Raw genomic sequence first — 16732 nt, forward strand, 5'->3', positions numbered from 1 at the left:
CCCCACGCCCAGAGCGGTCCGCGGCGTCGTACTCGGCCAGGATCGCCGCTTTGAACTCGGCGGTGAACGTCCGCCTCTTGGGCCGGTCAGCACGAGGAGCCATAGCCCCATCATCGGTGCCGACGTCAGCAACCGTCATCGTCATCTCAGTATTGGTCCGTTCTCGCCCCGTGCAGTGCGAAGGTCAGCAGTGCTGGTGTCTCACCCCATCCTGACGCACAGGGGCGTCCCGAAGGCTGAAGCGATGTCGTCATGTCCGGGTGGCTCGGTTATGCCTGACTTGGCGCGGCGATAGTCCTCCAGCAGGTCCGGCTTCCGGTCCGTGACTTCGTTGTTCCAGTGCTTCCGAGGCTTTGGGTCGCGCTCCAGAATGGACTTCTTCGTGACGAACCGTTCGCCGCGCAAGCGTCTAGAAGTTCGCCGGCGAACGAGAGTTGAGTGAGCACTGTCGAGTTCGACTTGCTGAAGGTAGGGCAGGACGAAGTGCGAGAGATAGTCGCCTGGGTCAAAGGTGGGGGACTTGCGGACGACAGCTAGCGGAACTAGCAAGAGCTTGCCATTTGGCATCGGCAGGTCGACATGGTCAGTCACCCACGACTGCGTTCGACGGTCCCACATCCAGCCTGAGTCGAGTCGCTGCACCATTGGGATGCCGTACAGAGAGCACACGTCCTGGGTGAACTTGATCAACTGGCTGCGGATGATGTTGATGGTCATATCGGAGACTCGGTCGTGCCCGACGCCATCAACGAACAAGACCGTCTCCTGAACTTCGCTGAGGATCCCCGATACGACCGCGCTGCTCATCCCGAGAGCGTCGTAGATGTCGGCTGCAATGCCCGTCGCAACGCCACTACCGCGAGCTTGCGCACTCGACAGGCCGAGGTGTGCTTCGTTCGATTCGCCCAGTCGTCCGAGCAGGTACATCGCTCGCGCTCGGTGTGACGCTCTGACGGCTGCCAATAGTTCGCCGTAAAAGTCTTGAAGAAGACTGACGCACTCGCGCGCCCAATCGCTCTCCATTGTGGTGAACGCGTGGGGGTCAACGAACACTCTGGTGTCACCCGTTACGTCGACATCGACGAATTCAAGCGAGGGCTGCGTAATGCCAAGCCGATAGAACTCAGAAACCCGCACGATGGCCCCCATCATGTTCGTTGCGCAGACGGGGCCCATCCTGCCGCATGGATTGGGTAACGACGTGAGGCGCAGCAGCGGTATCCGATTTCGTCAGCGCATGGAGGACGCACCGCTAGACGTGAAGGTCGGGGATATCGTCGCAATAAATCTGGCTCATCCCATTCGCTACGACGACGGTCAAGGCGGCGAAGAGTTGCGATACGAGATTCGCATCCAGGTCGAGGGGGTGAGCATCATCGGTGTTTCGGGTCGCGGGCCCGACGACGCGCCCGGGCCCATAACGCCGACCCACGACGGTCGAGGAGAGCGCCTTGGTGGTTCCGGCGTGGAGGGCGCGCGATTCTTCCCTTGGTCCGCCATCGCCAACTTGGGACTCGGGTTAAGGACATGCGTCTGGCGCATGACCGTTCACCACCGCGGGCATTACCGGGCACGTGTGCCGCCGTCCCGCTGATCTCGTCTAGTCCGACCGAGCTCCGGGGCCCGGAACCTCAGGGGGCGTGTTCGCCCGACGCCATCCACTCGGTCATGTAACGAACAGGGCGACGCTCGACCAAGACGTCCAAGGGCGAGCCGGTCGAACACATCACGTTGAAGTCCAACATCTGATGGGCGCGAACCTGCAACTCGTTGTCGAAGATCCCGCTCATCGCGAGGCTCGCCATCTCTCGGGCCACTCCCGCCAGGATGTCAGCGACCTGGACACGTGCATCCAACTTGGAGTCCACGAATCGTAGGTCCCGGAGATCGACGCCGTAGTGCACTCGACCCGTGATGAGCGTGGGGACCCGGACGGCCTCCAATATCTCGAACCGGGACTCCGTGTCTATGTCCCCGTAGTTGTCGGCTACGTACTCCAGTGCCACGTTTCCGAGCCTGAGCGTCCACGTACGTGCCACGGCGACCAACGCTGGCCACATCGGGTCGAACTCCCGTAGTGCTGACGTCCGTGCGTTCGCCAGGTCAGCCGCATCCTCGCGGTCCATCCACATTTGATGGAGGAGTTCACTTACATACTCATCGTTCGAGTGTCGCCAGGCATCCTCCAGAGCGTTGAAGAATCTGTCCGGCGCGGGCCTCTTCGTTTCCCGCCGACGGTATGCCCGGATGAGCTCATTGAATCGGGACAGCAGCGTCCGCCACCGATCTTGACCGACGGCCGGCGGGCCCGCCGAATGCAGATAGTCCGCCCACTCGCGCGGCTGACCGGGGATCAAGGAATCGGGATTCTCGGCCAAGAGGGTCCCGACAAGCTTGGAACTCACGAAGTATGACTTGTCGACCAAGTGGATGTTCCCCGCCTCCCCGAGCGCTTCGAGGAGATCGAGGACGGTCGAATCGGAGGCCGCGCTGTACGCTTCGAGCGCATCAATGCCGGGAGAGTGCTGCTGGTGTGCATCGCAGGTGCCCTCGAACGCGTAGCTGATTGACTGTCGAACCCCTCGGGATTCGACACCCCGCTTCCATCGCTCGAGGCGTCCTCGCACGGCGCAAGACTATGCTTAGTTTTCGCAGCTATCCAGGGATTTTTCTGCGTTGGAGGTACATGTGGGGGAGTGCTTCTAAAGGGTGTCGCTCACCCCTGGTGCCTGCGTGCATCGCTGTTTCCTTCTCTCTCTTCCTTGTTGCCTCAGTTCGTCTTGGGTCTTGGGTCTTGGGTCTTGGGTCTTGGGTCGCGTTGGGCTCGTCTGCGGGGACCCGGTGGGGTCGGTGTGGTTCTCTCGGCTGGCGGGAGCTCTACCGGCCATGGCGCCGCCGTCGCGCATGTCTCCGCCGGGCTGTTCGAACCGGCACCCGCCAGCCACCGATGGCGGGTGTGGAACGGTCGCGGGGGACGGTGAGCGTGTTGCGATGACACTCCTGGGCTCCGCTATATTGCGATCGCGTGCTTCGTCACGGTGAGGCGCACTCTCGTCGCTCGACTCAACATGCAGAAGCATCGACCCTCGCTTGCCGGGGGATCGGCTTTCCCTCACTCAGATAGCGACGGACAATGTGCAAGGACTTGGCCTGGTGGTCGGAGCTCGGCTGCATCATCGCCTCGCCGGCGTGGACTGCCGGGGCGCTCCAGACTCTCATCGGCGTCCTCCTTGCTGGGGTGGCTACCGTGTTGGCGCTTCGTCGACAGCTGCGCCACGACCGCGACCTCGCCGCTAAACAGCTCGCCGCCGAGCGCGAAGTTCGCACCGCGGAGCGTCGGTCAGTAGCAGCTGACACGTACGGTCGGTTCATTTACTCCTGGACCGACGAGCTCTACGACATGCGACCGAGAGATCTTGGTCACCTGCTCCTCACCTCGGAGGAGTACCCCAATCACGGGGCCATGCTCGATGCAGAACGCGAGGCTGAACTGGTGTTTCAGCCCAGCGCAGTGGCTATAGATGCTTGGCGCGACTTGTCCCACACCTGGCGCGCCTCGCGCTCTGTCGTCATCGATGACAAGCTCCACGCGGCCTCCGAAGCCGATCTGGTCGACATAGGCAACGCGGAGTTGGCGATGTTGGAGCCGTCTATCCATCGGCTGCGAGCGATGGCCCTCGAGTACATTCGCTGGGACGGCGGTCAGCCGCCCGACTTCACCGGCTTGAATAACGATTGGCGACCTGTGCGACCCAACGACCGCGATCTCTACCGGTCGTGGATGGCGGACACAAAGACATCTTTCAGGACCGAACTGCAGAAGCACCTTCGGCGACCGAACTGACGCACCGAAGGGGTTTGACGAGTCAGTATGACTATTCCCAGGACGCGCCACCGCGGGAGGCACTCCCCGACCCCGGGCGCTTGCGGAAGGGTCGTCGCAGGCGCATTCACACACGGTCCGACCACGCGGCTGGGTAGTCCAGGGACTCCAGTTTGTTCGAGTACCCGATTGGCTCCGAGGGAATGTCAGCCGTGGGTGCGAGGGTGGTCCCGTGCCGAAGGTTCGCTCCCCATTCGTCTCTGCTTCCGTTCCGTACCTCACTGACCGGGTGCCGGCGGGAGCGGTGCGGTACCTGCCCACCGGACCGGACGCGCCGCTCACGGCCGCCCGTGTTAACGACTTCATTGCGAATACCGCAGACAAACCCGACGTCCGGCTCGCCGTACTCGGGGTGCTACGCGCCCACAGCATGAATGGGGCGGAAGCCCCCGCGGCCATCTTCGCCGTCGTTATCGCTGCACTGACGGTTCTAGTCGGCACCACCCTCTCGGCTAGTGGCATCGGCGAGTTCCTGGGATGGGTGACGAGCGGGGGTCTCGTCATTCTCGGTGGCTGGTTCGCTCGACTTGCGTTCGCCGCCCAAGCCCGACGCATTATCTGCGGTGTTTGGCTCGCGGCCTACGAAGACGCTCTCCGCTAGCGGCAGCCGGCGCTACGACTTGAACTGTCCCCGGGATGGCATATCGTCCTGTCTCTGAAGCTGCAACAGAAGGGCGACCATACGTGACTGACCGGTACGCATTTCAAGAGGCGCATGTGGCTCAGGCTGCTGCCGTACTCGAGGCGCTTGGTCGTCCCGCGGGCGAACCGGCCGACGTCGCGGGCGCATGTTACGGGAATGCCGTTTTCGAAGCGCTGCCACCCTTACTCCAAGGTGAGCTGACGACGCTCCTTGGATACGAGCTCGACGATGACCCTTCAGGCGAGGGTCGGGCGCGGCTTACGCCTCAGGACGCGAACGCGGGCTTCTGGGGAGTCCGCCCGCTTAGTGATACACCGACCGATTCCGTGAGGTTGTGGCTTGGACTATTTTCGACAGTCACGGAGCCGGTCGTCCGCGGCCACCTGGCTGATCTGATCCTGACGTCCAGAACAGATACCAGCGCTCAGCACGCATCGGCGACCGTGGCGGGCTACCTGGACACGGCGGAGCGCGCTTCGACGGACTCGTTCTACGCAGCGATGGTGATCGTTCGAGCGGCTTCGATTGCCCGTTCGCGACGTATGACGGCAGAAGCCGATGTCTGGCTCGCGGGTGTCAATCTAGCGAGGCGTCTGCTCGACACCGAGACTGCGCCGGGTGGACCGGCCCGCGTCCTGGAAATGTTGACCCAAACGCCCCGCACATTCGTGCCCTCGGATGAGCAGCGAGCGACGGTCTCAGACTTGCTGAACGCCGCCGAGAGTCGCTACCGCGACGCAAACGCCGCGGATTGGATCGCTGATTGTCGTCGTCGTTGGGCCCGCACCGAAGAAGAAAGACTTGATGCCACCCGGCGGCAGACGGAACGGTATCTCTCGACCGCCGAGGACGGCGAAGGCTTCCTCCAGATGCACTGGGCCTCCAAAGCCGCTCAGCTAGCAAAGGACCATGGTGCCGCCGACGCGTATGACGCGGCCGTCCGCAAGATGCAGTCAATCCCGCGCGATGCGATGGGGTGGCAGGCCATTGAGTCGACCGAGCGCCTACCGACCGTGGCAGTCCGCAGTCACATCCGTCGGGTGGCACGAGCCGGCTCCTGGGAGCAAGCTCTCGCTGTATTCCTTGCGTCGCCCTCGCCCGCTGGATCGTACGAGCACAACAAGAACGTGGCCCTTGACGCTGCGAAAGGCAGTATCCGCGGACTATTCTCGACGACGGTGTTCGGCGTGCATGGTCTTCCGGAAAGGACCAACGACGCGTTCGAGGACGGCGAAATCCTCCGAATGGAGCAACTCGTCATCGGCACCCACGGGATCCTCCTCGCCGAAGAGCTATGGGAGATCCAGCGAACATATGGCGCCGTCGCGATCAGCGATGTCGCCACCCGCATGACGGCGCGGTACGGTTCCGACCGGCTCCTGACCGTCGAGTTTGCCTCCGCCCTGGGCCTCTTCTGGGAGGAGCGCTACTCCGACGCCGCCCGAATCGCGCTACCGCTCATCGAGGCAGGAGCGCGCGGCCTCTTGCTGCGACTTGACGAAGCGATCTATCGCTTGGAGCGAGGGAGCTCGCCAGGTCGATTTCCATCCATGGACTTCTACATCGAGAAGCTGGAGGAGCTCGGCCTCGACCCCGATTGGGTGCGAGCAGTTCGAGTCGCTCTACTCTCCCCCGGGTCGAACGCCCGCAACCTCGCCGCGCACGGCTTCAAGTTCACCTTCTCTCCGACCGAGACAGCGGTGCTGCTCAGGCTCGCCGGACTGTTCTGCGCCCTACCCGTGTCGACTGACGCCGATGAGCTTCGCAGGCTACTTCCTCAGCCGCTGCGCTCAGCGCGAAAAGAGCTTCGGCGTCGATTGGGTTGGATCTGGAGATAGGTCACACGCTCGGATTAGCGGCGCCGGGTCGTCCGAGCACTGCTCCGCGACATTACGAGCCGACGCACCTTGCGGCGCCGCCCGCAACGCCCCGGGACCGTGCGTCGCCCGTTCAAGAATCTGCTTACGGCCCGGCGGGCTCGTTCTGCGCGTCGAGCAGCGCAAGCTCGTAGGCCTGAACGAGTTCCGTCGAAAGCCGGCCACGAACTCCGACGGTGTAGCCGTTCTCGATGCCCCAGGCGCGGATCGCACCGGGAGAGGTGGTCGTTTGAACCGTGATGGGCGTGGTCCCAGCGGCGGCGGTCGTGGTCGTTGCTGCGGCACGTCTCGGCTTGGGTGCCGCGGCCTTGGCGGGTTGGAGGTGCTTGACCAAGATGGCGTAGGTCTCCGGATCAACGATGCGGGTACCGAGTTCCTGTGCTCGCGCGAGCTTTCCTCCTGCAAAGGAACCGTCACTCACGAGCATCGCGGTGAGACCGGAAACAGTTCCGAGCACGCGGACGCCGAGCTCCTGGGTTCGCCGCTCCAGCCGTGCTCGTTCACGTTCGCGCCCATCGAAGCCCGTGAAAACGACCTTGTCGCCGACGCGCAGCGGCTCCCCGAGTGCCCAGTCCGCAGGAAGCGGACCGAGTTTCGCGCCGAGCCGTGTCGCGCGCGCGGCGTCTGCCTCGGAGATCAGCTTCGGAACGAGTTCGCCCGACAGTCGCAGTGACGATGCGATGGACTCGAGTTCGGTCCGCTCGTCGCGGGAAACGTGGCCGTCGTCGAGCGCCTTGTGCGCGAGGGCGAGCACTAGGGCCTGGTGCGCGTCAGCCACATCGGCGTCACTGAGCTCGTAGACCTCGACGAGGTCCTGCAAAGCGGCAGCTTCATCTTCGGAGATGACGCCGTCCTCGAGCGCATCCAGCAGGGTTTCGACGTACGTGAGTGATCCTACGGGCGCCCCCTCGTCAAGCACTTCGGGGAGGCTGAGCTTCGACAGCTGGGTGATGAGCGCAGGCTGCTTTGGCTTCGCCTTGGTGACCCTGATCGGACGCGACCGAGCCGAGACCCGCTCGTCGGGCAAGAATTCAAGAGGTGCCCGGCTGGGTCCTGAGGGCCACACCACGCCTCGTGCGTCACTTTGCACCGAGACAAGTGCCGGGTGCGGACCCACTCGACCTTGCACCTGCAGGTAGTGGCGAAGAAGGCCGGCGGTCGCACGAGCATCGCCGAGGGCCGAGTGCGCACCGTTCAGCGGGACGCGAGCGCTCCAGCAGCAGTCGACCAGACGACGGCGGTCCAGATCAGGCATGTAGTGGTGGCTGCCGTCGAGCGTGCAGTATGCCGGCAGCCAGGGAACGTCCCAGCCTGCGCGGCTGAACTCCGCGCGCAGGAACGCAAGATCGAAGCGCGCGTTGTGCGCGGCGATGGGCAGCCCCGCGATGTACGGCACGACGGAAGCGGCGACATCGCGGAAAAGGGGCCCGTTCGCCACATCGGCCTGCGTGATCCCGTGGATGTGTGTTGCGCCGACAGGCCCCTCGGGGTTGAACCGGGTTGACCACTCGTCGACGACGTTGCCGCCTTGATCCACTCGGACGACCGCGAGCTCAAGCACGCGGTCCTTCTTCGGGGATAGGCCTGTAGTCTCCACGTCGATGATGGCGAAGTAGGGCGGGCGCGAAAGCGGAGGCGGCGGGGCCACCCGCGGTGCCGCCGTCTCCTTCTTCGCGTTACCGCCGCTAAACAACCAATCGAGCCAGCCCATGCTTCTCCCCATGTCCCTGCGCTGCCGATTGGGGAGCGCACTCGACCCATCATGCCGCGGCGGGCCGACCTGGCATGTACGTGTGCGATGACACACAGGCATGTCGTCAAGTGAGCAACGGGTTCAGGTCCCGTCACTCACCTCGATGTCCGCGCATTGACCACCGGGTATCGGGGCGACTCGTCTACTAGTCGAGGCGTCCGAGCCGCCAGTACTCGCTGCGGGGGATTGCATCCGCTCAGTACAGCGAAGCGACCGCGGTCGATCGCAGTGTCGGACGATCGGCAAGCGCTGATTCGGATCCGTACTCTCGTTGCCCGCGGGCCCGGGATGGCGCGGCCGACCGGATTCGCCCCTGCAATAGGTTGGCGACATGACAGACGAACCCCAAAGCCTCCCGCGTGGCCTTGGCGAATTGATCCAGGGAGTGCTCGAGCTCCAAGTCCACTTCACCCCCCTGGCTTCGCCCGCGATGTCGCGCCGGCGCGAACTGATCAACGCAATCGCAACTGAGTTCGCCTCACTTCTCGCCTCGTCGGATGATCATGTATCGCAGGTGAAGGGAAGCAACGGGGCCGGCAACAATGCCAAGGTGCCCTGGGTACGGGTTTTCGATCCTGCTCAATCGCCCCGACCAACCCTCGGCTGGTACGTCGTGCTCCTGTTTGCCGCGGACGGATCTGCGGCCTATCTGTCGCTCAACCAGGGCGTAACCAAGCTGGATCCGGGCGGCATCGAAGTCAACGTTTCAGATGGATGGCGCCGAGTATCTGAATCGCCGGCCTCGAGGACTCCGTTGATGGACGAAGCAACTCGTGATGTCGACCTGCGCGACCCGGGTCTCGGCGCCCAGTACGCTCGTGGCAACCTGCTGGCCTTCAGATACGGCCGAGACGGGATCCCGAGTGACGGGGACATCAAACGGCACCTGCGGTGGCTGTCAGAGCTATTGACGATCCTTCCGACTACCGACGCACTTCCCAGTCAGAATCGCACCCCGGCGGAGCCGGCGGTCCGCGAGGTGCCGGCGTTCCAAGACGCGGGGCAGGTGGAACTCAGGACGATCAGAAACGCGATCCACTGGTCTGAGGACGAGATCCTGAACACGGTTGAGAGCCTTCGGGACGCGAGTCCGCAGATCGTATTGGCGGGACCTCCCGGCACGGGCAAGACCTTCGTTGCTCGCCACCTTGCTGCCTACCTTCTCGGGCAAGCGGGGTACGTCGACAACAATCCGCAGATCGAAGTCGTGCAGTTCCATCCGACGTATGGGTATGAGGAGTTCGTCGAGGGTCTCCGCCCGACGATTGGCTCCACCGGCGCGTTCGAGTTCGCCCCGGTTGCCGGGACGATCGTCCAACTGGCCGACGCCATCGCAGAGGACGGCCAGCCGCGCGTGCTGATCATCGACGAAATGAATCGGGCGAATCTTCCCCGTGTATTCGGCGAGCTGTACTACCTGCTTGAGTACCGCGAGCAGGAAGTCCGACTCATGTACCGGAATAGGTTCGCGTTGCCGGAACAGCTGTTCATCATCGGAACCATGAACACCGCGGACCGGAGTATCCGGAGCGTCGACTTCGCGCTACGAAGGCGCTTCGACTTCTTCGATGTCACCCCATCATCGGACATTCTCAAGGCGCACTACTCCGAGGAAGGCCATGTGAATGAGCTTGGACCGTCCCTGTACTCCGGATTCGATGCCCTGAATGAAGCAGTCTTCGCACTCATGGGTGACCGCCACCACGGCATCGGCCACAGTTACTTCATGCTGGATCGAATGAGTCGGGCCACTCTGCGGGCAGTGTGGGAACGACAGGTGCAGCCGCTACTGGAGGACTACGTCGGCGGCAACGTCGCGAGTCTTGATGGCCTAAGCGTTGAGGGCCTCTTCGGCGAATGAAGACACTCCGCCTCATGGAGGCGCGAACAGCCACACATGGGCTCACCGACGACCAAGCGGGGAGGCTGGCTCTCCTCGGCAAGAAGCTCGCGGGGGAGCGGCGGTGGTGGGGAAGCAACGGCGCGCACGGCGACGATTCCCGATCCGTCTTCCGGCTGACCAAACTCTTCGGAGGCAGCTGGCGCATCGAAGTTGGCAACGTAGTTGGCGTCGTCGGACTTCCGGACCTCACGATCATCGTCGAACCGAAGATTGGCATGCAGCACTTCATGCACCTGCTCGCCCGGTCAAACGGCATGCCTCGCGTCGACTCGGCGATGACGTCGCTCGAGGCCGCTGCAGGTCTGCAGCGACTCGTTATCGAGTGGTTCGTTGGAGAGCTCGACACGCTATTCCGTCGGGGTCTTGTGAAGGACTACGTGCATTCGTCGGAACGGCTTCCGCACGTGCGGGGCCATGTCAGCTTGGTGTCAACATCCCGCCAGTGGCTGCAGGGCCGAATTCTCGTGGACTGCGAGTTCGACGACTTCTCCGAAGCCACACCGTTCAACCAGTACCTGGCAGCGGCTGTTTCCCAGTCGATTCGCTCCCCGGCGGTTAACGAACGCCTTCGGATGAGGCTGGCCTACTTTGCACGCGAGCTTCCCCCTGCGTCCCGTGAAGCGCGGGACGACGTTGATCTCGACCGACTCCCCGCACGCTACCGCCATTACCAGACAGCTCTGAAGTACGCGTTCGACATTCTTGCCGGGGTCGGCCGCTCCCTCGAGTCCGGCGACCACGCCTCTGGGACGTTCCTCTTCAACTCGGCAGCCGTTGCCGAGGATGCGATCCGCCAGGTGCTCGCTGACGCACTCGCCCCGATGCGCGTCGTCAAGACTGGTGGACGTCACCTGCTCCCCGCGTTTGTGTCGGTGAATCCAGACCTCGAGATTGGGCCGCCTCCGTTCACGGGGGACGTCAAGTACAAGATTGGTGATCGAAGCTGGAATCGCCAGGATCTCGCCCAAGCCGTCCTGTTCGCCGCGGCATACAAGAGTCCGCACGCGGTTATCGCGGACTTCGCCCAAATTGAGGTACTTCACCCTTCGCTAAAGGTTGGCGACATCCACGTTTCACGTCTCCGTTGGGCAATTGGCGAAGGGACTGATCCCGAAGACTCTGAACGCCGCTTCGCAGAGTCTGCTCGCAAGCACATGGAGGGGGTCGCGACTAAGGTCTTCGCCACCGCCTGAGAGGAGAAGCCCAGCATCAGCTTTGTTTCAGAGAGCTTGCTCGAAACCGACGCTCGCGATCGTCTGGCGCACGTACTCGCGTAGATCTGGATCGCACACGTAGACGTAAGTTCCCAAGATTCCTCGCGTGAGCAGCACGCCATAGATGTTCTGAATCAGTGTCAGGAGATCCCGGTCAGTCGTCTCCCTTCCCAGCTTCGCGAGGTTCTCCTTGCCCTTCTTGTCGCGGTAGGCGTCGCGGTCGACCAAAACCTGTCGGGTGGGCTCGTCGTAACGGAGGTCGCCGCCGATGATCACGCCGGCGTAGTTGAGGTCGTAACCCTGCACCGTGTGAATCGAGCCGACCTCGTCGATTGAGCCCGGGGAGTTGATCCAATCCTTGTCCGTGCGATTCCAGACGAACCCAATTCCCTCCAGTTCGAAGTCAAAGCCGGGTCCGTTGCCGCGGGTCTTCCAGTCCCAGGCGTAGCCCGCCACGAGTCGGGCGAGCCCCACCTCGCGGTTGCGGTCGCGGATGGCCTGCTGCATTTCCGTGACGCTCTCGAAGAACCGCAGGTCGTATTCACCGAAGTCTGGGCGGTCGCCCGTGCGAAGTTCACCCCGAAGCAACTGGCGGACGAATCCCACGTAGTCTGCGTCCGCCCTTACCCGCATCTGTCTCGCCAACGGAAACCACCGATGCACTCGCTTGGCGTCAGTGATCTCAGCGGCAAGAACCTCGCTCGGGAGGTCTGCCGGCCGCACACCTTGCTGCTCGTCGATGAGCAGGATCTGGTGCGTACTCTGCGCTCGGATCCAATCGAGCTGCGTCTTGCTGAGGTCGTCAGATCCGAAGAGCCGTTCGTTGATGTCGGTGAAGTCGCGGTTGCGCATGCCCGAGGATTGGTTCGCGCGGCGATTGAGCCGGTGCGTCTCGTCGACGATAAGCAGGTCGAACGGCATAGACGACTTGCCGACATCGAACGGGTTCAAGACGAGGTCCTCACTCACCTTCGGCGTCTTCTTGAACACCTTCTTGATCGATTCTCGAAGCGACTGCTGGGGTACGACCAGGCCGACGCGAACGCTCTTCAGTAGCTCTCGATTCTCGGGGACGAAGAACTCAGAGAAGAGGGAGTCCTGCTCGATCTCATCGGTGTCTTCGTAGTCGCGAATGTCCGCCAGCAGCTTCATCAGGAAGATCGCCACGATCGTCTTGCCCGTACCCGGATCGCCCTGGATGACGCTGGTCGATCGCGTGCCTGTCGCGAGGTCCGCGAGGAGTGCCTCGACGATCTGCTCGACCGCGATGGCCTGCTCCTGCGTGAGCACCTTGAAGGGAGAAAGCTTGAACAGGTCGCTGTTCTCGATCTCCGGGATGCTGCGCTGAAAGACGCCGTCGGAGCGCAGCTGCTCGAAGATGTCACGAAAGCTCTGGCGGTACTGATCGCGCTCGTAGTACCGCGCATCGATGATGCCCTCGTTCCCGTTGAGCACGGTGAAATTCCCGTCACCGGCGAGCCAGCGGATGAGGTGCGACTCGAGGTCGAGGCACGCCGACTTGTTGAACCTCTCGTCTATGACGACACGGACGCGACGGAATCCTGCTTTCGATGGATTCTGGAGGTGCTGACGCATTCGCGACGCGGCGCTGACGGTTTCGCCCACGTACACCGAGGGCAAACCTGAAGAGTCGACATTGTCCAGGATGTATACAACGGGCCAGTTCGCGCGACGCTCGTCACCGACTGCCCAGTTCGCGACCGCGCGGTGTGTGAAGTCCAGCCGCTCGATCTCAAAGGGCGTCATACTTCGCGCTCCGTCCCTTCGACCGCTCGGCCGGGTACTTGGCGCTGGTGACCGCCAGCTTTTCGAGAACGATGTCGTCTAGATCGAGCCCCAGTCGTTCGGCGAGGAGCGTGCAATAGGTGACGACGTCGGCCAGCTCCTCGCGGACGCGCGCCTCGTCACCGTCATCGCTCCACTGGAAGCACTCGAGCAGCTCAGCCGCCTCGATCGAGATGCTCTTCGCAAGGTTCGCCGGGGTATGAAACTGACCCCAGTCACGCTCGCGCACAAAGCCGGACAACGCCTCACGAACTCGCTCACTCGTCACGTTTGCGACGCTAGCGCAGAGCTGGCCCTGGGTCGCCTTTGAACGCATCGGAATGCGCTTGACTTCGTCGTGCTTTCTCCTCGCTGGCACCAGAGAGCACGGGGCTCTCTCAGCGCTGCACGAGATTCGCGTTGCGCCCATGTGCCGTCAGGACGGCCGCGGCGAGCTCCGTGATGCCGACGGCTTCGGTCAGCCCACTGACTCTCGCCAGGCTGAGGCTGTCGACGTTCAGCGACACGAGTTGCGCCTGCGGTAGGACGAAGAACGACCATGCCGAGACATCGAGTGGGTCGTAGGCGTTATGCTCCCGGACGGTGTGCGCCGCGAGCACGTACACGTCCGCCTTGTAGCTCTTCTCGGGCGACATCCCGGCCTCGATATCACCCCATGAGTGGGCACGCAGACCGGTGAATCGAATCTGCGACAGCTGACGCTGCGCCCACACCTGAAGGTGAGCTGACGCCTTCACCTCGATCGCGATGTCGTTCCACAGCACGTCGTAGTCATCCCATTCGGTGCGCAGCGCGTTCACGCCGAGCGCCCGGGCCACCATGAACTCCGCCAGATACCCACGCGTGTTGTTCACGCGCAGGTCTGACATCGCGAAACGCCAGAAATCCTGGACCGTAGCGTCCATGCCTAGGAACCTCTCGTCACCGCGCAGCGGAACGCTGGGTGGCGCGGGAATCCACGGAGATGGCTCGGGTGGCGTGCTCATGAAAGGACGCTACAACCGCTGCTCATGGCCGTGCATCTTCATCTTCCACGAACTCGTTGGTGGGCGACCGCCCCGCTTCGCCGTGAGAGCCATCGGGCGTCATAGATTGAAACCGTGAGCTCCGACCATGACCCCGAGTTCCAATCGGAGTGGCGCGCGTTCGACATGCTCGTCGATCACGCGCGCGATCTGGTGGGAACCGCAGCTTCTGTCGAGGTCGGGTCGCTTTACGAAGGCCGCATGGGTGCCTGCGATATCTTGCCGCGAAATCCGCGAGCGCGCGCGATCTCGCTGACCTCCGAGCAATGGCTGATCGTGGAGGTCGGTCACCCCGGGGGTCGGTTTGAGCTCGACTACGCTCCGGAGCACGTTGAGCGGGCTAAGCGGATCATTGAAGCCGCCATCGCGGGTCGTGCGACGGAGAGATCGGCTTTAGGCCGCTCGCGTGTCACGCTCACGATGGAGGACGGAGAGCGGCTCAGTGAGACCGGATACTCCGGATGCGCCGCACTTCTCGTGCCTCTCCCGGGGTGGACCCGGTGGGGGGAGCTGAAGACGTACGAGCCCTATGACGCACCCGTCCCGTGATCACGCGGGTGCACATCGACCGCAAGTGAGTTCTACTTCGAGCCCCGCACCTCGTGCCAGTACGCAGCCTGATCGCTGGTCTGCCGATGGATCGCGTCCGGTCGCTGCTCGTCGACGGGCCACAGAGCGAGTTCGTAGCGGTCCGGTGCAGGACCTTCGAAGTCGGTAACTCCATGCTGTCCCTCTGCGGTGCGGAGACCGAAGGCCGGCGATCCTCAATCTAGAAGAAGTGCCCCCGACAGGAATCGAACCTGCGACCTTTGGTACCGGAAACCAACGCTCTATCCCCTGAGCTACGGAGGCGCACTGATCGAGGTTATCACCGCGAGATGGCCTCTACCGCCGCGGCCAGCCGCTCGGCGAGGTAGCGGTGGCCGGCGGTCGACGGGTGGTTGCGGCCGACCTCGCTCGTGTCGATGACGTCGAGGTAGTCGGCGTCGGTGATCCACTCCTCGGCGAGGGGGGAGATGTACCACCAGCTGCGGGCGGCGGCCAGGCGCGAGAGCTCGGCGTCGACGGCGATGGTCGATTCCTCGACCGGGAGGATATGAGGCGCGGGCCCGAGGATCACGATGCGCGCCGACGGATACAGCTCCGCGAGTGCGTCCCACGCGGCGACGACGGCGTCGCGATAGCCCTCTGGGTAGAGCTTGCGGTCGTTGATCGACCCCTGCACGATCACGAGGTCGGGGTCGAGCTCGGGGTTCGGTGCCGGGTCGAGCCGGTCGATGCGCTGCCCGAAGGTGAGGCCGTTCTTCCCTTCGCGGAGGTATCCGCTGCCCTGGATGCCGTCGACGACGGTGGTCCAGCCGGCGATGTCCGCGACGACGTACGCGTAGCCCTCGCCGGGTGCGGCGGCTTCTCCCCAGGTCCACGAGTCGCCGAAGATCAGCACGCGCGGATTCTCGGGCAGGTCGAGAAGCTCCGGGGGAGTGACGGCGACGACCTCTTCCGCACCGGCGGCGATGCTCGCGGCGGGCTGCGCCCAGGGGCGCCAGAACGCGAGGACGGCGATCGCGATCACGAGCACCGCGAGTGCGGCGACAGCCCACGCCGGCGGCCGCACGGCGCGCACGCGCGACCGGCTGTCGGCCCTCTCCGTGGCCCGCTCCCTCGCCCCCATGCCGAGAGGATATGTCACGAATCCCACAGGCGGAAACGGTTTCCTCCGACCGCCTCCTGTGGGGGTGATCCAGCACCCTCGCGGGCATGCGAGGATATCCCGGTGCATCGCATCGTGACCGCCGAACTCGACCTGGATCTGGGGTCGCCCGTCGACCTCATCTTCCAGATCGCGGCGGCCCAGCCGGCGCCCGTCGTGCGCGAAGAGCTGACGTTCGCGCAGGGCGACCGCGTGTACACGCCGACCGAGATCATCGACCAGTCCGGGAGCCGGCTGCACCGCCTGCAGGGCGAGGCGGGCCTGCTCCAGGTGCGGTACGAGGCGCTCATCGACGGACAGGTCTCGCCGCGCGCGACGAGCGACCTCGAGGCGATCACCTACCTGCGTCCGAGCCGCTACTGCCAGTCCGACGAGGTGTTCTCGCAGGCGCGTCGCCAGTTCCGCGGCATGCAGGGTGAGGAGCTCATCACGGCGGTGAGCGAGTTCGTCGCGACGTCGACGACCTACACGCCGGGGCTCAGCCAGGGAACGGACTCCGCGGTGACGACGCTCATGACCGGCCAAGGTGTCTGCCGCGACTACGCACACGTCGTGATCGCGCTCCTGCGGGCTATGGACATGCCCGCCCGCTACGCCGCCTGCTACGCGCCGGGCCTGCGCCCCATGGACTTCCACGCGGTCGCCGAGGCCTACCACGACGGCACCTGGTACGTCATCGACGCGACGCGGCTCGCCAACCGCCGTTCGCTGGTGCGCATCGCGACGGGACGGGATGCCGCCGACTGCGCGTTCCTCAGCTACCACGGTGGCCACGTAGGCCTGCAGCGCATGCGGGTCGACGCGGTCGTGGTGCCGGATGACACCTCCGACGTCGAGGCGATCGACGCGGCTGCCGCGGCATCGGACCCGGCGCTCGACGACTTCGGCGCGCTGGTGCAGCTGGCCTGAGCCCGTTT

Annotated in this window: 15 protein-coding genes and 1 tRNA gene; 8 read left to right on the top strand and 8 right to left on the bottom strand. The window is 63.9% G+C overall.

Features of this window, described 5'->3' with window-relative positions; translation table 11 throughout:
- Positions 1 to 201: 201 nt before the first annotated feature.
- Positions 202 to 1152, bottom strand: a complete 951-nt coding sequence (locus tag QQZ13_RS04945; protein WP_284528040.1) for a hypothetical protein — start codon at positions 1150 to 1152, stop codon at positions 202 to 204.
- Here QQZ13_RS04945 and QQZ13_RS04950 point away from each other — a divergent pair.
- Positions 1139 to 1594, top strand: a complete 456-nt coding sequence (locus tag QQZ13_RS04950; protein ID WP_284528041.1) for a hypothetical protein — start codon at positions 1139 to 1141, stop codon at positions 1592 to 1594. The genes QQZ13_RS04945 and QQZ13_RS04950 overlap by 14 nt on opposite strands.
- A 37-nt stretch (positions 1595 to 1631) precedes the next feature.
- Here QQZ13_RS04950 and QQZ13_RS04955 read toward each other — a convergent pair whose 3' ends face one another.
- On the bottom strand, positions 1632 to 2627 hold the full coding sequence (locus QQZ13_RS04955) for a hypothetical protein (protein WP_284528042.1): 996 nt from the start codon (positions 2625 to 2627) through the stop codon (positions 1632 to 1634).
- A 506-nt stretch (positions 2628 to 3133) separates the two neighbouring features.
- Here QQZ13_RS04955 and QQZ13_RS04960 point away from each other — a divergent pair.
- The 3 genes from QQZ13_RS04960 to QQZ13_RS04970 all read left to right on the top strand — a co-directional run bounded on the left by QQZ13_RS04960 (position 3134) and on the right by QQZ13_RS04970 (position 6364).
- Positions 3134 to 3844 carry a hypothetical protein gene (locus tag QQZ13_RS04960; protein ID WP_284528043.1) on the top strand — a complete coding sequence of 237 codons (711 nt, stop codon included), beginning with the start codon at positions 3134 to 3136 and terminating at the stop codon, positions 3842 to 3844.
- 211 nt (positions 3845 to 4055) lie between these two features.
- Positions 4056 to 4484 (top strand): hypothetical protein, encoded by a 429-nt coding sequence (locus QQZ13_RS04965; protein ID WP_284528044.1) that lies wholly within the window; start codon positions 4056 to 4058, stop codon positions 4482 to 4484.
- A gap of 83 nt (positions 4485 to 4567) precedes the next feature.
- The gene (locus QQZ13_RS04970) at positions 4568 to 6364 is read left to right on the top strand and encodes a hypothetical protein (RefSeq protein ID WP_284528045.1); all 1797 of its coding nucleotides are present in this window, start codon (positions 4568 to 4570) and stop codon (positions 6362 to 6364) included.
- A 124-nt stretch (positions 6365 to 6488) separates the two neighbouring features.
- Here the strand turns inward: QQZ13_RS04970 and QQZ13_RS04975 are convergent, their stop codons facing one another.
- Positions 6489 to 8114 (bottom strand): exonuclease domain-containing protein, encoded by a 1626-nt coding sequence (locus QQZ13_RS04975; protein ID WP_284528046.1) that lies wholly within the window; start codon positions 8112 to 8114, stop codon positions 6489 to 6491.
- 373 nt (positions 8115 to 8487) lie between these two features.
- On the opposite strand from QQZ13_RS04975, the gene QQZ13_RS04980 reads away from it, so the two are divergent.
- On the top strand, positions 8488 to 10017 hold the full coding sequence (locus tag QQZ13_RS04980; RefSeq protein WP_284528047.1) for an McrB family protein: 1530 nt from the start codon (positions 8488 to 8490) through the stop codon (positions 10015 to 10017).
- A 14-nt stretch (positions 10018 to 10031) separates the two neighbouring features.
- Complete coding sequence (locus QQZ13_RS04985) at positions 10032 to 11252, top strand: hypothetical protein (protein ID WP_284528048.1); 1221 nt, start codon at positions 10032 to 10034, stop codon at positions 11250 to 11252.
- 27 nt (positions 11253 to 11279) lie between these two features.
- Here QQZ13_RS04985 and QQZ13_RS04990 read toward each other — a convergent pair whose 3' ends face one another.
- From QQZ13_RS04990 to QQZ13_RS05000, 3 genes are all read right to left on the bottom strand, one after another.
- Positions 11280 to 13040: a DNA/RNA helicase domain-containing protein gene (locus QQZ13_RS04990; RefSeq protein ID WP_284528049.1), complete on the bottom strand. Its 1761-nt coding sequence runs from the start codon at positions 13038 to 13040 to the stop codon at positions 11280 to 11282.
- Complete coding sequence (locus tag QQZ13_RS04995) at positions 13027 to 13347, bottom strand: nucleotide pyrophosphohydrolase (protein ID WP_284528051.1); 321 nt, start codon at positions 13345 to 13347, stop codon at positions 13027 to 13029. Before QQZ13_RS04995 ends, QQZ13_RS04990 begins: the two co-directional genes overlap by 14 nt.
- A 109-nt stretch (positions 13348 to 13456) precedes the next feature.
- Positions 13457 to 14065 carry a hypothetical protein gene (locus QQZ13_RS05000; RefSeq protein ID WP_284528052.1) on the bottom strand — a complete coding sequence of 203 codons (609 nt, stop codon included), beginning with the start codon at positions 14063 to 14065 and terminating at the stop codon, positions 13457 to 13459.
- Between the two features lie 114 nt (positions 14066 to 14179).
- Here QQZ13_RS05000 and QQZ13_RS05005 point away from each other — a divergent pair, with 114 nt between their 5' ends.
- A complete protein-coding gene (locus tag QQZ13_RS05005) occupies positions 14180 to 14653 on the top strand; it encodes a hypothetical protein (RefSeq protein ID WP_284528053.1) in 474 nt (157 codons plus the stop codon).
- A gap of 230 nt (positions 14654 to 14883) precedes the next feature.
- On the opposite strand, the gene QQZ13_RS05010 is transcribed toward QQZ13_RS05005, so the two are convergent.
- Both QQZ13_RS05010 and QQZ13_RS05015 read right to left on the bottom strand, forming a co-directional pair.
- Positions 14884 to 14956, bottom strand: a tRNA-Arg gene (locus QQZ13_RS05010).
- 16 nt (positions 14957 to 14972) lie between these two features.
- Positions 14973 to 15776, bottom strand: coding sequence for an SGNH/GDSL hydrolase family protein (locus QQZ13_RS05015; protein WP_284528054.1), 804 nt, complete (start codon positions 15774 to 15776; stop codon positions 14973 to 14975).
- Positions 15777 to 15878: 102 nt separating this feature from the next.
- Here QQZ13_RS05015 and QQZ13_RS05020 point away from each other — a divergent pair, with 102 nt between their 5' ends.
- Positions 15879 to 16724 carry a transglutaminase family protein gene (locus QQZ13_RS05020; protein ID WP_284528055.1) on the top strand — a complete coding sequence of 282 codons (846 nt, stop codon included), beginning with the start codon at positions 15879 to 15881 and terminating at the stop codon, positions 16722 to 16724.
- The last annotated feature ends 8 nt before the right edge of the window (positions 16725 to 16732 follow it).

Origin of the sequence: Microbacterium sp. T2.11-28 (assembly GCF_950097975.1) — a bacterium.
In the GTDB taxonomy this organism is placed as follows: domain Bacteria; phylum Actinomycetota; class Actinomycetes; order Actinomycetales; family Microbacteriaceae; genus Microbacterium.

Coding starts and splice junctions, on each gene's coding strand:
- QQZ13_RS04950 (WP_284528041.1), top strand. CDS start 1,139: ATGGCCCCCATCATGTTCGTTGCGCAGACGGGGCCCATCCTGCCGCAT.
- QQZ13_RS04945 (WP_284528040.1), bottom strand. CDS start 1,152: ATGATGGGGGCCATCGTGCGGGTTTCTGAGTTCTATCGGCTTGGCATT.
- QQZ13_RS04960 (WP_284528043.1), top strand. CDS start 3,134: ATGTGCAAGGACTTGGCCTGGTGGTCGGAGCTCGGCTGCATCATCGCC.
- QQZ13_RS04975 (WP_284528046.1), bottom strand. CDS start 8,114: ATGGGCTGGCTCGATTGGTTGTTTAGCGGCGGTAACGCGAAGAAGGAG.
- QQZ13_RS04980 (WP_284528047.1), top strand. CDS start 8,488: ATGACAGACGAACCCCAAAGCCTCCCGCGTGGCCTTGGCGAATTGATC.
- QQZ13_RS04985 (WP_284528048.1), top strand. CDS start 10,032: ATGGAGGCGCGAACAGCCACACATGGGCTCACCGACGACCAAGCGGGG.
- QQZ13_RS04990 (WP_284528049.1), bottom strand. CDS start 13,040: ATGACGCCCTTTGAGATCGAGCGGCTGGACTTCACACACCGCGCGGTC.
- QQZ13_RS05000 (WP_284528052.1), bottom strand. CDS start 14,065: ATGAGCACGCCACCCGAGCCATCTCCGTGGATTCCCGCGCCACCCAGC.
- QQZ13_RS05015 (WP_284528054.1), bottom strand. CDS start 15,776: ATGGGGGCGAGGGAGCGGGCCACGGAGAGGGCCGACAGCCGGTCGCGC.